Genomic DNA, 20,059 nt, shown 5'->3' on the forward strand with positions numbered 1-20,059 from the left:
GCATTTCATATGCCCCCTAAAGCAGGGGCATATGCCACGCTATTTGACGCCTATGACCACGGTTATGCAAAGCAGATATGTGGTTCCCGACTTCAAGTGTGGGCACGCATGTGCCAACGGGCAGGCGCGAAAAGCAGGCGTTTTCGCCGTTTTCCGGCATTTGCGTTGAAAAAATCTCTCGCGATACCAAGAAATATTTGGCGCTTGGCTATGCAGACAATCTTTATGTAGGTATCAAAGTCAGCATAAATCTAGCATTCTTGCCGTTAAATAATGAAAACATAAGGTTGAAAAGCTAAGTGCGCATTCTGATCACCAATGATGACGGTATCAACGCCCCCGGGCTTGAGGTATTGCTAGACATCGCGACCGAATTGGCCGGACCAAGTGGCGAAGTGTGGACAGTTGCCCCCGCGTTTGAACAATCTGGCGTTGGCCATTGCATCAGTTACACCCACCCGATGATGATTGCCGAACTTGGCCCCCGCCGCTTTGCCACCGAGGGCAGCCCCGCCGATTGCGTGCTGGCGGGGCTCTATGACGTGATGCCCAATGCCCGCCCCGACCTTGTGCTGTCGGGCGTGAACCGTGGCAACAACGCGGGCCAAAATGCGCTGTATTCCGGCACAATTGGCGGCGCAATGGAGGCCGCCTTGCAAGGCATTCCCGCGATCGCCCTGTCGCAGTTTCTGGGAGAGCGGACACAAGTGCTGGACGACCCGTTTGAAGGCGCACGCAAACATGGTGCCGCCCTGATCCGCAAGCTGCTGGACCACGGGTTGTGGGATACCGATGATGATTACCAGTTGTTTTACAACATCAACTTTCCACCCTGCGCGGCTGCCGATGTAAAAGGCAGCCAAGTGGTGGCGCAAGGCTGGCGTCCCGGCACCTATTTCGGGGTCGAACCCCATCACGCCCCCAATGGCCGCCGCTTTTTGTGGATCAAAGGCGGTGCGCAGCAGGTTGATACTGGGCCGGGCACCGATGTGAACGCCAATTTGAATGACTATATCTCTGTCACCCCGATGCGCGCCGATCTGACCGCACATGACCGGCTTGACGAGCTTAAGGCGCGCCTGTCATGACCTATCACGCCGAAGATCACGAGGATAATCACGACGACGACCTTGCCGAACGTAAGATGCGTTTTTTGTTTGCACTTCGGTCCAAAGGCGTCACCGATGCACGTGTTTTAACGGCGATGGAACGGATCGACCGCGGCCATTTCATCAAAGGCCTGTTCGCCGATCGCACCTATGAAGACATGCCCTTGCCCATCGCCTGCGGCCAAACCATCAGCCAGCCCTCGGTTGTGGGCCTGATGACCCAAGCGCTGAACATCCAGCCCCGCGATACCGTGTTGGAAATCGGGACCGGATCGGGCTATCAGGCGGCCATCCTCAGCCAGTTGGCGCGCAGGGTCTATACCGTTGATCGCCACCGCCGCCTTGTGCGCGAAGCGGCCGAGGTGTTTCGCGCCCTGAGCCTGACCAATATCACCGCTTTTTCCGCCGATGGCAGTTATGGTTTGCCCGACCAAGGGCCGTTTGATCGCATCTTGGTCACCGCCGCTGCCGAAGATCCGCCTGGCCCCCTCTTGGCGCAGTTGAAAAACGGCGGTATCATGGTGGTGCCTGTAGGCCAATCAGATGCGGTGCAAAGCTTGATAAAAGTCACCCGCCATGACACTGGGTATGAATACGAAGAGCTGCGGCCGGTCCGGTTTGTACCATTGGTCGAAGGTCTTGCTACAGAGTAAAGCAAAAACCAACCCGCACCGGGGCAAACCCGGGCGAACCAAAATGAGGCCGTGCCAGATGTATCGTTTTTCCCTGATTGTGACCCCCCGTAATTTGATGCTTGGTGCAGCGCTTGGTGCGCTGTCGGCCTGTGTGCAAAGCGACGGGTTGGACTGGGATATGCGCGGTCTGGCAGGCGGAGCGTTGGACACAAGCGGTGCCGCCATGCAAGCCAGCGTGGCACGGCCTCGCGCCGACAATCGCGGCGTTATTGCCTATCCCAGCTATCAAGTGGCTGTCGCGCGGCGCGGCGATACCGTCAGCAGCATTGCTGCGCGCCTTGGTATGAACGCGGATGAATTGGGCCGCTATAATGCCCTGATGCCAACGGATGTGCTGCGCGAGGGCGAAATCCTCGCCCTGCCGCGCCGGGTTGATAGTGCATCATCTGTCACTGGCACCGCCCCTCAAAGCGGGGCAATCATCGGCGGCACAATCGCACCGGCCCCGGTTGAGGTGACAACCCTCGCCTCGGGTGCTTTGGACCGCGTGGCAAGTACGCAGGCCGCAAACCCGACCAGTACCGCCAGCACTGCGGTCAAACCAACCGCCGATCAGCCGGGCCGCCACCGTGTACAGCGCGGCGAGACCGCCTATTCCATCGCCCGCACCTACGGCGTTAACGTTAAATCACTGGCCGATTGGAACGGGCTTGGGGCAGATCTGAACCTGCGCGAAGGCCAGTATTTGCTGATCCCGGTTCTAAGCGCCAGTAGTACCGCCCCAACCGACCCCAATAGCACAACCGCACCTGGCAGTGGCTCGCCAACCCCCGTGCCGCCCTCGGCCGCAAAACCTCTGCCTGCGGAACAGACCACACCTGCGGCATCCAAGGCAAAAGACACGCCGGCCTCGCCAAATCTGGGTGCAAGCCGCACCGCCTCGTCTTCGTCAAAATATATGATGCCGGTCAATGGCAAGATCATCCGCCCCTTTACCAAAGGCAAGAGCGAGGGCATTGATATCAGCGCCGTCGCAGGCACGCCTGTTGTGGCCGCCGCCGCTGGCCAAGTTGTAGCCCTGACCAAAGATACCGATCAGGTGCCTATTTTGGTGATCCGCCATGATGGAAATATCCTGACCGTCTATGCTGGCATAGATGCGGCCAAAGTCAAAAAGGGCGACACGGTCAAAAAAGGCCAAACCATTGCCGTGGTGCAAAAAGCACCGGCCTTTTTGCATTTTGAGGTTCGCAAAGGCGTGGACGCGATCGATCCGATGTCGCTGATCCAATAACCCTATTGCCGCCCTGCGCTTGCGGGGCGGCCAAAACTAAAGCCCTCTCAGCATCAGGCAGGGCTTGTTTCAATAGGTTTCAGCTTGCCCCGAGGATTGGTTAAATCAATACGCCATGCCGCGCCGCAAGATCCGTAAAGAACTGCCACGCCACACGGCCGGACCGTGATCCGCGCGTCGCCTGCCATTCAATCGCCTCGGCGCGCAGGGTTTCAGGCGCAACCGTCAGGCCATGCGCGGCGCAATAGCCGTCAATCATCGCCAAATACTCATCTTGGGTACAGGGATGGAACCCCAGCCACAGACCGAAACGATCAGACAGCGAGACTTTTTCTTCAACGGCCTCGCCCGGTGTGATGGCCGTTGACCGCTCATTTTCGATCATGTCGCGCGGCATCAGATGGCGGCGGTTTGAGGTGGCGTAGAAAATCACATTTTCAGGCCGCCCTTCAATGCCACCATCCAGCACGGCCTTTAGCGATTTATAATGCTGGTCATCATGGCTAAAGCTAAGATCGTCGCAAAACAAGATAAACCGGCGATCTGGTGCCGCGCGCAGGTGGCGCAGCAATGCCGTAACAGACGGCAAGTCTTCGCGTGACAACTCGACAAGGATGACGGGATGCGTTGCATGAACGTCGGCGTGTATAGCTTTGACAAGGCTAGATTTTCCCATGCCACGCGCACCCCACAAAAGTGCGTTATTGGCAGGCAGGCCCTTGGCAAAATGCACGGTATTTTCATGCAAGATATCGCGGGCACGGTTAATGCCAATCAGCAAGCCAAGATCCACCCGAGACACATCCACAACCGGATCAAGCCGGTCAGGCCCCGTGTGCCAGATAAAGGCGCTGGCCGCGTCAAAATCCGGCGCAGGCAGCGGCCTTGGGCTAAGGCGCTCTAACGCCTCAGCAATACGGATCAAGACGGCATTATCCATTACTTAACCTCTTCGCCGCTATCGTCCTCGTCATAGTCGTCTTCTTCGACCCAAAGACCTTGGGCACGCAGATCGGCTTCGCGTTTCTTTTCCACACGCCGCACAAGGAGGATAGAGATTTCGTAAAGCCCGTAAATCACGGTGAACAGGATAACCTGCGACGGCACATCCGGCGGTGTTGCAATCGCGGCAAGTACAAGGATGGCAACAACTGCATATTTACGAACCGCCCCCAGCCCCGCAGCCGAAACCAGACCCGCTTTGCCCATCAGCGTCAGCAGAACGGGAAGCTGGAAGCTAAGCCCGAAAGCGATGATAAACTTGATCGTAAGCGACAGATACTCTTCCATTGACCCTTGGAACAAGATGCCAGCGTCTTTGGCCGTTGCCGGGTCTGCATTGATTTCTTGGAACCCCAGAAAGAACGAATAAGCCATTGGCATAATGACATAAAACGCAAAAGCAGCGCCAAGGAAAAACATCACCGGCGATGCGATCAAAAACGGCAAGAACGCACCTTTTTCATTCTTATACAGGCCGGGTGCCACAAACCGCCACATCTGGGTGGCGATGATAGGAAAGGACAGGACAAACCCGCCAAAGATAGAAATCCGCATCGCTACGAAAAAGCCTTCTTGCAGCTTGATCAGCACGAGATGGCATTCTTGGCTACGCTCGGCCAAGGAAATACAGATCGGTTGCGTCAGAAAGTGAAAGATCGGGTTCCAGATGGTGAAGCAAATCACCATCGCCACGATAAATGCACCGAGCGAGACCATTATGCGGGTACGCAGCTCGGCCAAATGCTCGATCAACGGGGCAGAGCTATCATCAATATCGTCGGCGCTCATGCGTCACTCTTCTTTATGCTAGGCTTCTTTGTGATTGGTTTTTTCGCTGCGGGCTTTTTGACTGCCGGTTTAGCGGCGGCGACCTTGGTCGCGGCCGCGCGCGGCGCAGCCTTGGCCTTTGGCGCAGCTTTGGGTTTTGCAACCGCCTTTGGCGCGGGATCGGCTTTGGCTACAGGCTTGGCGGCTTGCGCGTCGGCCAAGGCCTGCGTTGCAGGGCCTTTGACGGCGTCTTCAACTTTGGCCGCAGGCGTTGGCGGTTTGGGCGCTGCTGGATCTGGCTTTGGTGCCGTCGATTTGGCAGCTTTCATCGGGTCCCAGCTTTCAAACTTGCTGGCGGCCGACTTCACCGCGTCCAAACCCATTGATTTGGCTGACGTCGCATTGCGAAGGTCTTTCGCCACGTCTTTAACGCCTGCATCATCCGCAGCCGATTCCATCGCGCGGGAAAAGTCGCGCGCCATCCCCTTGGCCTTGGCGGTAAACCGGCCAAGGGTGCGGAACATATCCGGAAGATCTTTGGGGCCGATCACGATCAGCGCCACCACTCCGATGATCAAAAGCTCGGACCAGCCAATATCAAACATGGGTCATTCCCCTAGCAAAGCTGCGTTCAGGCTTTGTCTTTTTTCTTTGGTGTCACATCAACCGCGTCATCGGCGGTTTTGTTTTCCAGCTCTTCGGTCTCTTCTTTCACGCCCTTTTTGAACGCGTTGATGCCTTTGCCGACTTCGCCCATCAGTGACGAAACCTTGCCACGGCCAAACAGCACGAGGACGACTACGGCGATCAAAAGAAGGCCCGGAATACCAATATTGTTAAGCATATGCCTATTCTCCCCTGGTGGGCCACAGCTGCGGCCCAGAACGTTGTGCATTCCGTTTAGGGGGAAGTTGCGGCAGATCAAAGGGGGATTCGGCTTTACGCCGCGCGCTGCTGACAGTATTTTGTCAGTTGCCCAAGCCCCAACCCATCGGACCCAGCAGATGAGCCGCGACCAACGCATTTTTGACCTTATCCAACGGATGCGCGACGGTCGGCTGCACACCGCTGCCGATCTGGCGCAGGATTTGGGGGTGTCGACCCGCACCATCTGGCGCGATATGGCGATGATGGCGGCTACAGGTATTCCGGTCGAAGGCGAGCGCGGCTTGGGCTATATTTTGCGCGCACCGTTGATGTTGCCGCCAATTATGCTGACACAAGACGAGCTGGAAGCGCTGATGGACGGCCTTGGCCGCGTGGCGGCAGAGGACGGATCGCGCGCACGGGCGGCGCGGGCGCTGCGTTTCAAGGTGTCCACCCTAATGCCACAGGCAGGGTTGGTGCCGGATTCCGAGGATTTGGGCTGATCAAGCCTTAAACACAAAGCACCGGTCACGGCGGATCATCAGCCACAGCGGCGTTCCCACCTTAGGCAAAAACACCCCCGGCACGGCTGCTGTCAGCTTGGACCCGTCAAATTCCATCGTGAAATCGACAAGGCTTTCATGCCCCAAAAACCGCGCCCGTGCCACGATGCCGCGCGCAGGTGTGCCCTCTTGTGGCGTGGTATTGGGCCCGCGTCCGCCACGATCAAAATCGATTTTCAAATGCTGCGGGCGGATCACAATTTCCACGGCCCCACCGTCGGCATGGCCGGGCGTCAGAAATGCGCCAAAGGGGGTTTGCGTCAGCGCACCTTTGGAAACGCCTTTTATTACATTGATATCACTAAAGAAAGCTGCCGCCGCACGGTCGGACGGCGCGTTATAGATATGGTAGGGCGAGCCGCGCTGAACGATCGCGCCATCGCGCATCAGGCAAATTTCATCAGCCATGCGCAGCGCCTCATCCGGTTCATGCGTGACCAGCAAAACGGCAGTGCCTTCGTCTTTCAGCACCTCTAGCGTGGTATCGCGGATACCGTCACGCAATCGGTTATCGAGGCCCGAGAACGGCTCATCCATCAGCATCATGCGCGGGCGTGGGGCCAAGGCACGAGCCAAAGCAACCCGCTGTTGCTCGCCCCCTGACAGTTCATGCGGGTGTTTGGGGCCAAAACCGGTCAGGTTTACACGTTCCAGCAGCTCATCCACACGCGCCGATTTTTCCGCCGCAGAGCCCGACAGCCCAAAGGCCACGTTTTTGGCCACCGTCAAGTGCGGGAACAGCGCGAAATCCTGAAACATCAAGCCAATGCCGCGCGCCTCGGGTGGTAGGTGGTGGTTCGCATCGCAAACGGTTTCGCCATCAATTTTGATCGTGCCACTATCTGGTGTTTCCACCCCAGCAATCATACGCAATGTCGTGGATTTGCCACAGCCAGACGGCCCCAAAAGGCAGGTAACCTGCCCCGGTGCTACAGTCAGCGACAGGTTCTTCACTACATCCCGTGCGCCAAAACGACGGGACAGGTTTGCGACTTCTAATCTGGGCGTGATGGCTGGCATAATGGCTAGCTGCCTTTACCTTATAAATTCTATCAGGAATGAGTTAGCAGGCTGCGCCCTGCAGTTCAAGGCTCTGGCAAGACTTAGCCAAGTCATTACCGTGCCTTGTTTGCCGCAGCCGTTTCCAGTGCCTGCCAGCCGTGAAGCGGCGCAAACCCCGCAGGCCCCATGCTGCCCGCCCAAAAGCTGCCCATGCGTCGTTGACCGGCGGCGCGGCTTATGGGCGTATTGGTCAGCGCGCACCACAGAAAACTGCCAACAGCACCATGGCCAACAAACAGCATATTGCCCGAGACTTCGGCCAGAACCTCTTGAAAAGCCTTGGTAATACGCGCGCTGGCGGCAGCGGCCGATTCCCAGCCTTGCGGGCCAATATCGGGCTGGTCGAACAGCGCATTTGCCAGCTTTTCATGCGCATCATGCGGCAAATAGCCCGTAGCGTTGCGATCTACCTCACCCATGTCTGGGTGGGTGTGCAGCGGCAGAGCAAAGGCATTGGACAACAATTCTGCCGTTTGCTGCGCCTTTACCTCGGGCGAGGCGATAATCCGCCAGCCGCGCCCCGGCCAGCCCCGTTTGCACGCGGCCTTAAGACGCCGCCGCCCCTGATCTGAAATTTTCCATTCCGGAACAGGGGTTTGCGCGTCGATCATAACCTCGGGGTGCGACAGGTACAGAATGCGACTAGAGGGTCGCATTAATAGCCCCACCATCCAGCAACAGGTTTTGCCCGACAATAAAGCCCGCTTTATTCGAACACAGGAACGCACAGGCCGCCCCGAATTCGGCCGCGGTGCCATAGCGGCGCGCCGGAATCGTTGCTTGGCGTTGCTTGGTCGCAGCGGCGCGGTCGATGCCTTGGGCCTTTGCCACGCCATCATCCAAACTGTCGGCGCGGTCGGTTGCGTGGATGCCGGGCAGCAGGTTGTTGATGGTCACGCCATGCTCGGCCACCTGACGCGCAGTCCCTGCAACAAAGCCTGTCAGGCCCGCACGCGCGGCATTGGAAAGCCCAAGCTGCGGGATAGGCGCCTTGACCGACCCCGAGGTAATGTTCACGACCCTGCCCCATTTGCGGGCAATCATCCCGGGCAGCACGGCTTGCATCAGCGCAATCGGGGTCAGCATATTGCCATCCAATGCCTTGATAAAATCGTCACGCGACCAATCCGACCACAGGCCGGGGGGTGGGCCACCTGCATTGGTGACCAAAATATCCACATCGCCCGCAGCAGCCAGCACAGCCGCGCGCCCGTCTTCGGTTGTGATGTCGGCTGCGATAGCCGTCACCGTCACACCATAAGTGGCGCGGATATGCGCCGCCGTCGCCTGCAATGCTGCATCGCCGCGCGCGTTGATAATCAGATTCACCCCTGCCTCGGCCAAGCTCTCGGCGCAGCCACGGCCTAAACCCTTCGACGCCGCGCAAACCAGTGCTGTTTTTCCGTTGATGCCAAGTTCCATCTTTGCCCCCTGAATTATGTTCGCCAAAGGCTAGCAGTCCTGTGCATCAAGTGAAAGTGCGACGCGATGATTCGTCACAATTGACTAAAAGTTTCAAGACAATCCGCGCCACTCGTTTAGAGCGTCTTTGCAATTTTCCAGATATAATCATGGCTCTGGCATTGGAATTAAGGTTGATAAAGTTGTAATATAGCATACGTCACACACTGCGGGGCGAGGCTCTGATTTTGAATGGACCACCAATTGAATACACCCTTTATGCCCCCTGGCCTGCCGGACCAGCTGTGTCAGGTGTTTGCCTCCCATGACGTTTTCGTCACACTCGGGGTGAACCTTGGCGAAGGCTTATCCAGTTTGGATGAGGTGTGCTTGGGGGATATGTATGTGCTGGCACAAGGTGCCACACCACAAAAACTACTGTTAGAACATGATGGCGACAGCCAGATCGTCTCAGAAAACAGCACGTTAGGTGCGCCCGGCGCGGGCGTGACAATCACCGCTCGGTTTACCATGTTGGCCCCCGGCGGCGACAAGCTAGAGTTGCTGGCCCTACATATTGCGGCAATGGCAAACGATGCGGGAGGGTATTTCATTCTGCCTCTCTCCCCGATGGGCGAGAGAATTGAATACACATTGATCCGCGCCGAAGAGCCGCAGCCTGATGAGCGGTTGATTGACCTTTTGTGCATCTCATTTGCGCGCGGCACCATGATTACCTTGGGCGATGGCAGCCAAAAACCGATTGAGCGCCTGTTGGTCGGCGACCGCGTGCTAACGCGCGATCATGGGCCACAAGCGCTGCTTTGGATCGGCCACGTCACGCTGCGCGCTGTTGGGGCCTATGCGCCCGTTGTCATCGCGGCGGGCGTGTTGGGGAATGAGGCCGATCTGGTTGTCAGCCAGCACCACCGCATGTTTCTGTACCAGCGCAACAGGGCCAAAGCCGTGCCAAAAGCTGAAATCTTGGTGCAGGCCAAGCATTTGGTAAACGGCGACACCGTCTATTTGCGCGAAATCGGCTTTGTCGATTATTACAGTCTGGTATTCGACGCGCATGAAATCATCTATGCCGAGGGCATCCCCGCCGAGAGTCTGATGGTGACCGAGGCGACCGTGTCGCGCCTGCCGCCCGAACTGGCAGCCGAGGTAAAACTGCGTTTTCCCGAAGTGAGCCATATACAGCATTTCGGGGTTGAGGCTGGCGCAAACGACCTTGCCGCGCTGGGATTGAATGCCGCAAAGCACAATAAGGGCGAGCGATAGCAACAGCACGCTTTGCAGACAGTTGCGAAGCCTTAAATTTGCGGATATGTGCCGCATATGTTGGAAAATCGCCCCCCCCTTCCGCCCGAAATCGCCCGCCGCCGGACCTTTGCGATCATCGCTCACCCGGATGCTGGTAAAACCACGTTGACCGAAAAGTTCCTGCTGTTTGGTGGGGCTATTCAGATGGCTGGCCAAGTGCGCGCCAAGGGCGAGGCCCGACGCACGCGCTCGGATTTCATCAAGATGGAGCAAGACCGCGGGATTTCCGTGTCGGCCTCTGCCATGTCGTTTGATTTCCGCGAATTCCGGTTCAACCTTGTCGACACCCCCGGCCACTCGGACTTTTCCGAAGATACCTACCGCACGCTGACGGCGGTGGATGCGGCTGTGATGGTGATTGACGGTGCCAAAGGTGTGGAATCCCAAACCCGTAAACTGTTTGAAGTGTGCCGTTTGCGCGACCTGCCAATTCTGACCTTTTGTAACAAAATGGACCGCGAGGCCCGCGATACATTTGAAATAATTGACGAAATTCAAGAAAATCTGGCGATTGACGTAAGCCCTGCAAGCTGGCCCATCGGCTCGGGCCGTGATTTCCTTGGCTGCTATGACATTTTGAACGACCGGCTGGAGTTGATGGACCGCGCCGACCGGAACCGCGTGGCAGAAACGATTGAGATTAAAGGGTTGAACGACCCGAAACTGGCGCAGCACATCCCCGCCGATATGTTGGCAAAGCTGCGCGAAGAGCTGGAAATGGCCCGTGAACTGCTGCCACCGCTGGACCGCGAGTCGCTGCTGAATGGGTCAATGACGCCGATCTGGTTCGGATCGGCGATCAATTCCTTTGGCGTCAAAGAGTTGATGGATGGCATCGGCAAATTCGGCCCCGAGCCCCAGCCCCAGCCCACAGCGACCCGCAAAGTGGCCCCCGAAGAAACCGCTGTAACCGGCGTTGTGTTCAAGGTGCAGGCCAATATGGACCCAAAACACCGCGACCGCGTGGCCTTTGTGCGGCTTGCCTCGGGGCATTTTCAACGCGGGATGAAGCTGAACCATGTGCGCAGCAAAAAAACGATGACCATCTCCAGCCCTGTGCTGTTTTTGGCCGCTGACCGTGAATTGGCCGAAGAGGCGTGGGCCGGTGACATCATCGGCATTCCCAACCACGGCCAGCTGCGGATCGGCGATGCGTTGACCGAGGGAGAAGAGTTGCGCTTTACCGGCATCCCAAGCTTCGCACCCGAACTGTTGCAAGGCGTGCGGGCGGGCGACCCGATGAAGGCAAAGCACCTTGAAAAGGCGCTGCTGCAATTTGCCGAAGAAGGGGCTGCCAAGGTTTTCAAACCGATGATCGGCTCGGGCTATATCGTCGGCGTTGTGGGGGCCTTGCAGTTTGACGTGCTGGCCAGCCGGATTGAACAGGAATATTCCCTGCCCGTCCGGTTTGAACCATCGCAGTTTACCTCGGCCCGTTGGGTGCGCGGACCAAAGGCCGAAATGGACAAGTTTATCAACATAAACAAAGGCCATATCGCCGAAGACAGCGATGGCGACACGGTGTTCTTGACCCGCCTGCAATGGGATATCGACCGGATCACCCGCGACTACCCCGAGCTAAAGCTGACAGCGACCAAGGAAATGATGGTCTAACCGCGTCTAGGGCGACAGTTATAAAGGCCAAGCGCAAATTCTGCTTGGCCTTATTGCTTGATGGCGGGATGTCGGCCTATAATCGGTGCAAACGCTCTCCGCCGGAAAAGCCTGTGCCCATTGATAACACCTATCCAAACGCCCCTGACAGCCTGATCGCCCATTGGGATAAACGCCGCGGCCCAATGCGGCCCGAACCGGGCGAGGAACTCCCCGCGTTGGATGTGGATTTAGGCGCCTTGATCGCACAGGTTCTACCAAGCGCGCCGCCCCCCCTTGCCAAAGGGGCCAGCCGCCATGCCGAAAAAGAGCATGATCTGTGCGCTGAGTTGGGTGGCCAATCTGCGCTGCTATTGCTGCACGGGTTGCTGATCGCCCATATGCGCAAACGCCGCTTTCCCGACCACGCACCGCAGCTGTTTCGGCGAATCTGGGTCGAACAGACTCCCTATCTGCTGGAACATCTCAGCACCCGCTGGCTGATCTCGGCCGTGATTACCTTTGGCGAACACGGCGCTACCGCGTCCGAGCAAGCCTTGGGGCGCGAAATGGGTATGATGTTTTCGATGATGAAACTGTATGAGTTTGAGCGTCTGCATTCCGGCAAGGCCCCGGATGAGGCCTTTGGCCTGCGCCGCGCAAACGCCGAATTGCCCTTGGGCATGACACCGTTTTCGCTGGCCACAGGCGGGCTTGATATCAACCTTTTGGCCCCCGTTTGGCAGCGCGCGATGGATGAACCTGTGATGGGCCCCCTCGCCTGCCGGCTGTTAGAGCAGTTGAACCAAGACCCCGGCGGGTTGTTTCGCAGGATCGGTGCAATGCGGGCAAAAAAACAGGCTCGGATTGCGAACCGTAAGGCGGATCCCGCCAAGCTATGAAGGCGTTTTTAGTCGCAACCGCCCAGAACCAAGGCCCCTACTTTCTGGAATGGGTCGCGCATCACCTGGAAATCGGCTTTACAGATATCGCGATTTATCAAAACGATAGCGATGATCTGACGCATGAAACCCTATCCGCGCTGCGCGATATCGGTGCCATCCAATACTTCTATAACCGCGCCCCCAAACCCATCCGCCGCCTGAATGCCTATGCCCGTGCGGCCAAACTTGCGGCCTATCGCAGCAGCGATTGGGCCTTGGCCTTGGATATGGATGAGTTTTTAGTGGTTAAGGCCGGTGGCGGCACCCTGCGCGATCTGCCTGCCGCCCTGCTCAATGCCGATTGCATAGCCATTCGGCGGCGCAATTTTGGCAATTCCGGCTATGAAACCATAACCGATCAACTTGTGACAGAACGGTTTTCGATGGCAGATCGGCCAGATGAAAACCGCGTTTCCAAAAGCCTGTTCCGCCCGGCCAAGTACGCACTGCCCGGCATCCATAGCCCCCAAGGCGCGCCACACGCGAGGCACACCGCCCCGAACGTCTGCGCGCAGATTAACCACTACGCAACCCGCGATGTGGCAGGTTTTCTGCTGAAATCGGTCCAGCACCCGACCAGCCCCGCAGTCGGCGCGCGGTATTGGGCCACACGCAACACGAACGTCGCTATTGATGATAGCACACGGCCGCATTTGGCACGGGTGGCAGCACGGATGGAGGCCCTGAACACCGCCTCAAACGGGCGGCTGATGGATCTGCGCGAGGCTGCGATTTTTGCCCATATGGCGCGCTATTATACCCTGCTGCAGGACGCACCGATGCGCCAATTACGCAGCTTTTGCAAAACCCACGCGGCTGCCGCAAAACCTGCCCCGAAACCTTCGGTCACAGAACCGAAACCGATTCTCTCGGCCCCCGAGGCCCATCGGCGCAAGAAACCCGCCCAAAACACGAGGGAAAACACAGGGGCAAAGGCCATAACTTGACCTAGCACTGAATTCGCGATAAATGCGGGCAGGCCCTAGGGCCAAGACGCCGGGGCGCCCGGAATTTTTGCGTCCCTTCTCATTATTGCGGTCCGATACCGCATGCACAGGACGCACATGACCAAATTTTCTGACCTCGCGCTGGATCCCCGCGTGCTTAAGGCTGTGGCCGAAGCTGGCTACGAGACCCCAACCCCAATTCAGGCGCAAGCCATTCCACATGCTCTGGAAGGCAAAGACGTTTTGGGCATTGCCCAAACCGGTACTGGCAAAACTGCCAGCTTTGTTTTGCCGATGATCACCCTGCTGAGCAAAGGCCGCGCCCGTGCGCGGATGCCACGGTCGCTGGTGCTGGCCCCAACGCGGGAACTGGCGGCACAGGTTGCAGAAAACTTTGAAACCTATGCCAAGCACACCAAACTGACCAAAGCGCTGCTGATCGGTGGCGTTGCCTTTGGTGAGCAAGACAAGCTGATCGACCGCGGCGTTGACGTGCTGATTGCCACACCGGGCCGCCTGCTTGACCATTTCGAGCGTGGAAAACTGCTGCTGCAAGGCGTGCAGATCATGGTGGTGGATGAGGCCGACCGGATGCTTGATATGGGCTTCATCCCCGATATCGAAAAAATCTTTAGCCTGACGCCGTTTACGCGCCAGACGTTCTTTTACTCGGCCACAATGGCGCCGGAAATTGAGCGTATCACCAACACCTTCCTATCGGCTGCCGTGAAGATTGAGGTTGCGCGTCAAAACTCGACGTCTGACACGATCACGCAAAAGCTGATTGAGGTCACGCCAAGCCGCAAAGACCGCACCTTTGCTGAAAAACGTGCGGTTTTGCGCGCGATCATTCGGGCCGAGGGCGAATCTTGCACCAACGCGATCATCTTTTGCAACCGCAAGATGGATGTCGATGTTGTTGCCAAGTCGCTGAAACAACACGGTTTTAACGCAAGCCCCATCCATGGCGATCTTGATCAATCGATGCGCACCCGCACGCTGGATGGATTCCGCGATGGCTCGGTGCATTTGTTGGTGGCCTCTGACGTGGCCGCACGCGGTTTGGACATTCCTGCCGTCAGCCACGTGTTTAACTTTGACGTGCCCAGCCATCCCGAAGACTACGTTCATCGCATCGGCCGCACGGGCCGCGCGGGCCGTGAGGGCAAGGCGTTCACGCTTTCGTCTCCATCGGATGCCAAATATCTGGCCGCGATTGAGACATTGGTCGGCAAACCTATTCCACGCGGAGAATTGCCCGAAGGGATAGAGGTAAAAGCCGAGCGCCCAGTCAAAGTGCCCACTGCCAAAGTCACCGAGGACGACGGTGCTGAAAAGCCAAAGCGCACACGCAGCAGCCGCAGCAGAACCCGTACTCCAAAGGCCGAAAAGGTAGAGGCCGCGCAAGAGTCGGTCGTTGCCGTTGAAAAACCCGTGGTGCCTGCTGTGGTTGAGGTACAGCCAGAGCAAGACACCCGCCGCGCCCCCCGCGAAGAGCGCAGCGATGATCACCGCAATGACAGCCGTCGCAACGACCGCAACACTGACAGTCGGGGCGACAACCGCAACGATAATCGGCGCGATGATCGCAATGACAATCGGCGGGGCAATGGAAATGACCGCGTTGTCGGCATGGGCGACCATGTACCAGACTTTATCCTGCGCAGTTTTCGCCTAGAAGATAACCTAAGCGATAACAGCTCGGATGACGTTGAAGACGAAAACGGCAGCGAAAATACCGACGAATAAGCATTTTTGGCGGGGCCATAGCCCTGCCTCTTTCGCTCTCAGACTAAAAAAGGCGCGCAGGGTTTCCCCTCCGCGCCTTTTTCCATGTGTAAAACACACTTCACCGTACTTAACCCGTCAGGGCCAAGTACGGTGCAATTTCGTTTTAGCCATCCGACAAACGGCTGACAACCACGGTCACTTCGGGCTTTTTACCGATCTCCTCCATGCAAATCTGACGGATCACGCGGCGGACAGCTTCGTCCAGTTTGTCATCGTCTTTCAGCACTTTTTTGCCCGCTTTATCAACGAATTCGGTCAAATCGGCTTCCAACGTATCGGCCAAAACAGCCCCCGTGCGGCCCTTTTCTGGCAGGCCTTTCACCTCAACCCACGCATCGCCAAGCGGCTCGTCTGACTCGTCCAACAGCAACGTCACCATCACATGGCCGTTCAACGCCATACGAATGCGGTCACGCACCACGCCATCCCGAGAGCCGATCATAACCGACCCATCAAGATAGGTCCGGCCAGCCTCAATATACTCGGCCACCTCCGGCGCATCATTGGTCAGATCGATCATCATGCCATTGGTCACCACATCGGACATGCGGCCCGCAGCCATCGCAATGCGGGCATGTTCGCGCAGGTGGCGGTGCTCGCCATGCATCGGAATCACGATTGACGGGTTTAACACGCGGTGCACCGTTTCCAGATCAGGGCGGTTGGCGTGGCCAGAAACGTGGTAAAGCCCACCGCTATCATCCACGATATTCACGCCCATTTCGGAAAACGCGTTCATCACCGCGATCACGCCGCGTTCATTGCCCGGAATGGTTTTAGACGAGAACAGGAATGTATCGCCCTCTTTCATTTCCAACCCAAGGTATTTCCCGCGCGACAGCTGCGCCGAGGCAGCACGGCGTTCGCCTTGCGACCCCGTCACGATCAGCATCAGATTTCCGCGCGGCACATCGAGCGCCTCTTCGGGGCTAACCGTACGCGGCAAATCCTTTAGCACACCAGCAGATTCGGCAGCAGAAACCATCCGCCGCATCGAACGGCCAAGGAAACACACCGTCCGGTCAGCCGCCACAGCGGCATCCGCCAAGGTTTTCAACCGCGCCACGTTTGACGCAAAGGTGGTGGCTACAACCATGCCACGCTGCGCTTTGATCAAATCACGGATCGGGTCACGCAGGGTCGTTTCCGACCGGCCCGGATGCAAAGAAAACACGTTGGTACTGTCACACATCAACGCCTTTACTGGCCGCTCACGCGCGATAGCCTGGAACATATTCGGATCCCACGCTTCGCCAACCAGCGGATGTTCGTCCAGCTTGAAATCGCCGGAATGCACAATGCGCCCTGCCTCACAGTCAATCACAAGCCCCGAACTTTCAGGGATGGAGTGTGCAACAGGCACAAATTGCACATCAAACGGGCCAGCTTTTACCACATCAGGACGCGGCTCGACCACGGTGATCGCGTCTTTGGGGTGGCCGTGTTCATCAAACTTTAACCGTCCGATGGTAGCCGTAAATTTACGGGCATAAACAGGGCATTTGAACTTGCCCCAAAAATGCGCGACCGCGCCGATATGGTCTTCATGGGCATGGGTGATAAAGATAGCCTCAAGACGGTCTTTGCGTTCTTCCAGCCACGTCATATCTGGCATGATCAAATCGACGCCGGGCGTCGTATCCATATCGGGAAAGGCAACGCCCAGATCAACGAGGATCAGGCGTTCCTTGTCCTCGGGGCCATAGCCATAGACATAAGCATTCATCCCAATCTCGCCCGCTCCGCCGAGGGGAAGATAGATTAAACGGTTCGCTTTCATGCGGTTTCCTTATTCAGTTCGTTAATAAGGACAAGGCCATGCATGGTCAAATCATCCTCGATTGCGTCAAAAATTTCCGTTCCCTGCTGGAACAACGGGGCAAGCCCCCCGGTGGCAATAACCTTCATCGGGCGCGGATGCTCCAGACGGATCTGTTTGCAAATGCCCTCAACTAGGCCGATATAGCCCCAATACACGCCTGACTGCATACAGGCCACCGTATTCTTTCCGATCGCGGTGGCGGGGTGACTTACATCAACATGAGGCAAGGCCGCTGCAGCCATCGACAGCGCCTGAAGGCTAAGGTTAACGCCCGGCGCAATGACGCCACCAATATACCCACCGTCTTGGTCTACGACATCAAAGGTCGTGGCGGTGCCGAAATCGACCACAATCAAATCGCCGCCATGCCGATCAAATCCTGAAACCGTATTGACCAGACGGTCAGGGCCAACTGTCGTGCCCACGTCAACCCTAGGCGCCACCGGCAGCCTGCAATCGGCCTTGCCCACCACCAAAGGGCGGCAATTGAAATACCTGTCCGTCAGCACCCGCAGGTTAAACACCACGCGCGGCACGGTGGAGGAAATGATCGCCTCGGTAATCTCGGCCTCGACCTTGTTCAGCGTCATCAACGTGGTCAGCAGCACATAATACTCGTCCGCCGTCCGCTTATGATCGGTCGAACAGCGCCACGTCGCGATAAATTGGGTGCCGTTCCAGATTGAAAAGACGGTGTTGGTATTGCCGCAGTCGATGGCCAAAAGCATCTGGCTTACCCTTCGCTTAAAAGAAAATTTCGGCCGCCGGAATGGCGCGGCGGGCGTGTGACGTTTTGAGGATCAACGCACCACTGGCGTCGATGGTTTCAAAAACACCGTTCTCGGATTGGGTGCCCGTGCGGGCCGTGATAGTCTCGCCCAAGCGGGCGGCATGGGCCAGCCATTCCGTGCGCAATGGCGCAAAGCCCTGCTGCACGAACAGCGTTTCCCAACGGTCATAGGCGCAGGCCAAGGCGGTCAGGAAATTTTCAGGGCTGATACGCAGACCGGTTTCAGCCAAAAGGCTAACCGGCGGTACGGCGCCCGGCTCTACTTGGTCTGCGCTCGGTGCGCCGATCAGGTTAACACCGATGCCAATCGACAGCTGGCTGATGCCTTGGCCAACCCCACTGCTTTCCAGCAAAATCCCCGCCAGTTTGCCGCCATTTAACAGCACATCATTCGGCCATTTCAGCGCAAAACCGGTGCTAAGACCTGTCACTGCGGCACAAGCCTCGCGCAGCGCCAGTGCGGCAGCAAAAGACCGCAGCGCGACTTGCTCGGCCGGTTCAGACGGTTGCAAAGCCAATGTTGCGTAGAAATTACCACGAGGGCTGTTCCAGGGGCGACCCCTACGGCCACGCCCGCCGGTTTGTTCCGCCGCCATAATCCACGTCGGCTGAACCGGCGCAAGTTTGGTTGCATAGGCGTTGGTGCTGTCAACGCTATCAAGCAAAATTCGGGCCACACCTTGCGGCCAGCCCGAAGGAAGCAGATCAGCGGACAAGCGTTTCCGCCGCCATTTGGGCCACAGCCTCAACCCCAAAGAGGTTGACGATGCCGAACACCATGATCAACGCCGACCCCATCAGGGCCACCCATTGCACAGTGCCCATCCGCGCATCGATCCCTTCGCCTTCTTTGCCGAAATACATATAGAACACGACGCGGAGGTAATAAAACGCACCGATCACCGAGGCCACGGCCCCTGCAACAGCGAGCCAAGTCATTCCAGCATTCACCGCGGCTTGCAGAACGTAGAACTTACCAAAGAAGCCCAACATCGGCGGCACACCTGCAAGGCTGAACAACAGCACCAGCATGGCCAAAGCCTGCAACGGCGCCTTTTTCGACAGCATATTCAGGCTGTCAATCGAGGTGATTGCATGTCCGTCTTTTTCCATCGACAGGATAAACGCGAAGGTGCCAATGTTCATGCTTACGTAAATCGCCATGTAAATCAGCATCGCCTCAACGCCCATTACAGTGCCTGAGGCTAGGCCGATCAACGCAAAACCCATATGGGCGATCGAAGAATAGGCCATAAGCCGCTTGATATCGCGCTGCCCAATCGCTGCAATAGCACCGACAAACATCGACATCACAGACAGCAGTGCAATCACTTGCCCCCACTGCCCCGGAATTGCGCCAAACGCATCATACATAAGCCGCGCCAACAGAGCCATTGCAGCCACTTTGGGTGCAGTCGCTAAAAACGCAGTGACCGGTGTCGGCGAGCCCTCATAGACATCAGGCGTCCACATGTGGAACGGCACTGCAGAAACCTTAAACGCCAAGCCGGTGATCAGGAACACAAGGCCAAACAGCAGACCTAACGGAATATCGCCATGGCCAAGCGTGGACATGATGCCAGCAAAATCGGTCGTGCCAGCATAGCCATAGGTCAGCGACGCACCATAGAGCAAAATCCCCGAGGAGAGCGAGCCGAGCACAAAATACTTCAACCCAGCCTCAGCCGATTTCACGTTATCACGCCGGAAACTGGCCACGACATACAGCGCCAAGGATTGCAGCTCTAACCCCATGTACAACGCAATCAGATCTCCGGCCGAGACCATGAACATCATGCCCAAAACCGAAAGAGCGACCAAAATCGGATACTCAAATCGCATCAAACCACGACGGGTCATAAAGTCGTGGCTAATAATCAGCACCGCAGCCGCCGAGAGCAAAATCGTCACCTTGGCAAAGCGCGCAAAGGGGTCATCGTTGAACATTCCGTCAAACGCAGTGCGCTCACCCGAAATGCCGACGCCGATCCAGAACGCAAGGAAAATAAACAGCCCCGCCATCGCCCAGTTCAAGCTACCTGCTAGCTTGTCTTTGCCGGTGTAGACCACGCCCAAAAGCGCGCCCATAGCACATAGCGCCAAGGTGATTTCCGGAAGGACCGTTGAAAAATCTGTCGGGTTCAT

At 57.3% G+C, this 20,059-nt stretch carries 21 protein-coding genes; 10 read left to right on the forward strand and 11 right to left on the reverse strand.

Features of this window, described 5'->3' with window-relative positions:
* The first annotated feature begins 77 nt into the window (after nt 1-77).
* The 4 genes from ACEN2J_RS01950 to ACEN2J_RS01965 are packed head-to-tail and all read left to right on the forward strand — an operon-like array spanning nt 78 to nt 3,038.
* Nucleotides 78-299 carry a hypothetical protein gene (locus tag ACEN2J_RS01950; RefSeq protein ID WP_442102832.1) on the forward strand — a complete coding sequence of 74 codons (222 nt, stop codon included), beginning with the start codon at nt 78-80 and terminating at the stop codon, nt 297-299.
* The gene (gene surE / locus ACEN2J_RS01955; RefSeq protein ID WP_442102834.1) at nt 300-1,088 is read left to right on the forward strand and encodes a 5'/3'-nucleotidase SurE; all 789 of its coding nucleotides are present in this window, start codon (nt 300-302) and stop codon (nt 1,086-1,088) included. It abuts the gene before it with no gap.
* Complete coding sequence (locus ACEN2J_RS01960) at nt 1,085-1,762, forward strand: protein-L-isoaspartate(D-aspartate) O-methyltransferase (RefSeq protein ID WP_442102836.1); 678 nt, start codon at nt 1,085-1,087, stop codon at nt 1,760-1,762. The genes surE and ACEN2J_RS01960 overlap by 4 nt, the downstream gene beginning before the upstream one ends.
* A gap of 58 nt (nt 1,763-1,820) precedes the next feature.
* A complete protein-coding gene (locus tag ACEN2J_RS01965) occupies nt 1,821-3,038 on the forward strand; it encodes a LysM peptidoglycan-binding domain-containing protein (RefSeq protein ID WP_442102838.1) in 1,218 nt (405 codons plus the stop codon).
* 100 nt (nt 3,039-3,138) lie between these two features.
* Here ACEN2J_RS01965 and ACEN2J_RS01970 read toward each other — a convergent pair whose 3' ends face one another.
* Genes ACEN2J_RS01970 through tatA form a run of 4 tightly spaced genes read right to left on the reverse strand, consistent with a single transcriptional unit; the run spans nt 3,139 to nt 5,652 of the window.
* Nucleotides 3,139-3,978, reverse strand: a complete 840-nt coding sequence (locus ACEN2J_RS01970; RefSeq protein ID WP_442102840.1) for an ATP-binding protein — start codon at nt 3,976-3,978, stop codon at nt 3,139-3,141.
* A complete protein-coding gene (gene tatC, locus ACEN2J_RS01975; protein WP_442102841.1) occupies nt 3,978-4,829 on the reverse strand; it encodes a twin-arginine translocase subunit TatC in 852 nt (283 codons plus the stop codon). Before tatC ends, ACEN2J_RS01970 begins: the two co-directional genes overlap by 1 nt.
* A complete protein-coding gene (tatB, locus tag ACEN2J_RS01980; RefSeq protein WP_442102843.1) occupies nt 4,826-5,413 on the reverse strand; it encodes a Sec-independent protein translocase protein TatB in 588 nt (195 codons plus the stop codon). The genes tatC and tatB overlap by 4 nt, the downstream gene beginning before the upstream one ends.
* Before the next feature lie 26 nt (nt 5,414-5,439).
* Nucleotides 5,440-5,652 carry a twin-arginine translocase TatA/TatE family subunit gene (tatA, locus tag ACEN2J_RS01985; protein WP_050522585.1) on the reverse strand — a complete coding sequence of 71 codons (213 nt, stop codon included), beginning with the start codon at nt 5,650-5,652 and terminating at the stop codon, nt 5,440-5,442.
* Nucleotides 5,653-5,812: 160 nt separating this feature from the next.
* On the opposite strand from tatA, the gene ACEN2J_RS01990 reads away from it, so the two are divergent.
* On the forward strand, nt 5,813-6,178 hold the full coding sequence (locus ACEN2J_RS01990) for a helix-turn-helix transcriptional regulator (RefSeq protein ID WP_442102845.1): 366 nt from the start codon (nt 5,813-5,815) through the stop codon (nt 6,176-6,178).
* Here the strand turns inward: ACEN2J_RS01990 and ACEN2J_RS01995 are convergent, their stop codons facing one another.
* From ACEN2J_RS01995 to ACEN2J_RS02005, 3 genes are all read right to left on the reverse strand, one after another.
* Entirely contained in the window at nt 6,179-7,258 is a 1,080-nt protein-coding gene (locus ACEN2J_RS01995) for an ABC transporter ATP-binding protein (RefSeq protein ID WP_442102846.1), read from the reverse strand.
* Nucleotides 7,259-7,353: 95 nt separating this feature from the next.
* Entirely contained in the window at nt 7,354-7,956 is a 603-nt protein-coding gene (locus ACEN2J_RS02000) for a histidine phosphatase family protein (RefSeq protein ID WP_442102847.1), read from the reverse strand.
* A complete protein-coding gene (locus ACEN2J_RS02005; protein WP_442102848.1) occupies nt 7,943-8,722 on the reverse strand; it encodes an SDR family oxidoreductase in 780 nt (259 codons plus the stop codon). The genes ACEN2J_RS02000 and ACEN2J_RS02005 overlap by 14 nt, the downstream gene beginning before the upstream one ends.
* Nucleotides 8,723-8,965: 243 nt before the next feature.
* Here ACEN2J_RS02005 and ACEN2J_RS02010 point away from each other — a divergent pair, with 243 nt between their 5' ends.
* From ACEN2J_RS02010 to ACEN2J_RS02030, 5 genes are all read left to right on the forward strand, one after another.
* Entirely contained in the window at nt 8,966-9,985 is a 1,020-nt protein-coding gene (locus ACEN2J_RS02010) for a Hint domain-containing protein (protein WP_442102850.1), read from the forward strand.
* 57 nt (nt 9,986-10,042) lie between these two features.
* On the forward strand, nt 10,043-11,641 hold the full coding sequence (locus tag ACEN2J_RS02015; protein ID WP_442102851.1) for a peptide chain release factor 3: 1,599 nt from the start codon (nt 10,043-10,045) through the stop codon (nt 11,639-11,641).
* A 113-nt stretch (nt 11,642-11,754) separates the two neighbouring features.
* The gene (locus tag ACEN2J_RS02020) at nt 11,755-12,522 is read left to right on the forward strand and encodes a hypothetical protein (RefSeq protein ID WP_442102853.1); all 768 of its coding nucleotides are present in this window, start codon (nt 11,755-11,757) and stop codon (nt 12,520-12,522) included.
* The gene (locus ACEN2J_RS02025) at nt 12,519-13,511 is read left to right on the forward strand and encodes a glycosyltransferase family 2 protein (protein ID WP_442102855.1); all 993 of its coding nucleotides are present in this window, start codon (nt 12,519-12,521) and stop codon (nt 13,509-13,511) included. Before ACEN2J_RS02020 ends, ACEN2J_RS02025 begins: the two co-directional genes overlap by 4 nt.
* 117 nt (nt 13,512-13,628) lie before the next feature.
* Nucleotides 13,629-15,260 carry a DEAD/DEAH box helicase gene (locus ACEN2J_RS02030; protein WP_442102856.1) on the forward strand — a complete coding sequence of 544 codons (1,632 nt, stop codon included), beginning with the start codon at nt 13,629-13,631 and terminating at the stop codon, nt 15,258-15,260.
* 145 nt (nt 15,261-15,405) lie between these two features.
* On the opposite strand, the gene ACEN2J_RS02035 is transcribed toward ACEN2J_RS02030, so the two are convergent.
* The 4 genes from ACEN2J_RS02035 to nuoN are packed head-to-tail and all read right to left on the reverse strand — an operon-like array spanning nt 15,406 to nt 20,059.
* Nucleotides 15,406-17,082 (reverse strand): ribonuclease J, encoded by a 1,677-nt coding sequence (locus tag ACEN2J_RS02035; RefSeq protein ID WP_442102857.1) that lies wholly within the window; start codon nt 17,080-17,082, stop codon nt 15,406-15,408.
* Nucleotides 17,079-17,852 (reverse strand): type III pantothenate kinase, encoded by a 774-nt coding sequence (locus tag ACEN2J_RS02040; RefSeq protein ID WP_442102859.1) that lies wholly within the window; start codon nt 17,850-17,852, stop codon nt 17,079-17,081. The genes ACEN2J_RS02035 and ACEN2J_RS02040 overlap by 4 nt, the downstream gene beginning before the upstream one ends.
* Before the next feature lie 16 nt (nt 17,853-17,868).
* The gene (locus ACEN2J_RS02045) at nt 17,869-18,630 is read right to left on the reverse strand and encodes a biotin--[acetyl-CoA-carboxylase] ligase (protein WP_442102860.1); all 762 of its coding nucleotides are present in this window, start codon (nt 18,628-18,630) and stop codon (nt 17,869-17,871) included.
* Nucleotides 18,620-20,059, reverse strand: coding sequence for an NADH-quinone oxidoreductase subunit NuoN (gene nuoN / locus ACEN2J_RS02050; protein WP_442102861.1), 1,440 nt, complete (start codon nt 20,057-20,059; stop codon nt 18,620-18,622). Before nuoN ends, ACEN2J_RS02045 begins: the two co-directional genes overlap by 11 nt.

The sequence above is a fragment of the Pseudorhodobacter sp. W20_MBD10_FR17 genome, assembly GCF_052119765.1.
Taxonomy (GTDB): Bacteria; Pseudomonadota; Alphaproteobacteria; order Rhodobacterales; family Rhodobacteraceae; genus Pseudorhodobacter.

Coding starts and splice junctions, on each gene's coding strand:
- ACEN2J_RS01990 (WP_442102845.1), top strand. CDS start 5,813: ATGAGCCGCGACCAACGCATTTTTGACCTTATCCAACGGATGCGCGAC.
- ACEN2J_RS02030 (WP_442102856.1), top strand. CDS start 13,629: ATGACCAAATTTTCTGACCTCGCGCTGGATCCCCGCGTGCTTAAGGCT.
- tatB (WP_442102843.1), bottom strand. CDS start 5,413: ATGTTTGATATTGGCTGGTCCGAGCTTTTGATCATCGGAGTGGTGGCG.
- ACEN2J_RS02040 (WP_442102859.1), bottom strand. CDS start 17,852: ATGCTTTTGGCCATCGACTGCGGCAATACCAACACCGTCTTTTCAATC.
- ACEN2J_RS02025 (WP_442102855.1), top strand. CDS start 12,519: ATGAAGGCGTTTTTAGTCGCAACCGCCCAGAACCAAGGCCCCTACTTT.
- ACEN2J_RS01970 (WP_442102840.1), bottom strand. CDS start 3,978: ATGGATAATGCCGTCTTGATCCGTATTGCTGAGGCGTTAGAGCGCCTT.
- ACEN2J_RS02015 (WP_442102851.1), top strand. CDS start 10,043: ATGTTGGAAAATCGCCCCCCCCTTCCGCCCGAAATCGCCCGCCGCCGG.
- tatC (WP_442102841.1), bottom strand. CDS start 4,829: ATGAGCGCCGACGATATTGATGATAGCTCTGCCCCGTTGATCGAGCAT.
- ACEN2J_RS01960 (WP_442102836.1), top strand. CDS start 1,085: ATGACCTATCACGCCGAAGATCACGAGGATAATCACGACGACGACCTT.
- tatA (WP_050522585.1), bottom strand. CDS start 5,652: ATGCTTAACAATATTGGTATTCCGGGCCTTCTTTTGATCGCCGTAGTC.
- ACEN2J_RS01950 (WP_442102832.1), top strand. CDS start 78: ATGTGGTTCCCGACTTCAAGTGTGGGCACGCATGTGCCAACGGGCAGG.
- ACEN2J_RS02035 (WP_442102857.1), bottom strand. CDS start 17,082: ATGAAAGCGAACCGTTTAATCTATCTTCCCCTCGGCGGAGCGGGCGAG.
- ACEN2J_RS01965 (WP_442102838.1), top strand. CDS start 1,821: ATGTATCGTTTTTCCCTGATTGTGACCCCCCGTAATTTGATGCTTGGT.
- nuoN (WP_442102861.1), bottom strand. CDS start 20,059: ATGAACCCGACAGATTTTTCAACGGTCCTTCCGGAAATCACCTTGGCG.
- ACEN2J_RS01995 (WP_442102846.1), bottom strand. CDS start 7,258: ATGCCAGCCATCACGCCCAGATTAGAAGTCGCAAACCTGTCCCGTCGT.
- ACEN2J_RS02000 (WP_442102847.1), bottom strand. CDS start 7,956: ATGCGACCCTCTAGTCGCATTCTGTACCTGTCGCACCCCGAGGTTATG.
- ACEN2J_RS02005 (WP_442102848.1), bottom strand. CDS start 8,722: ATGGAACTTGGCATCAACGGAAAAACAGCACTGGTTTGCGCGGCGTCG.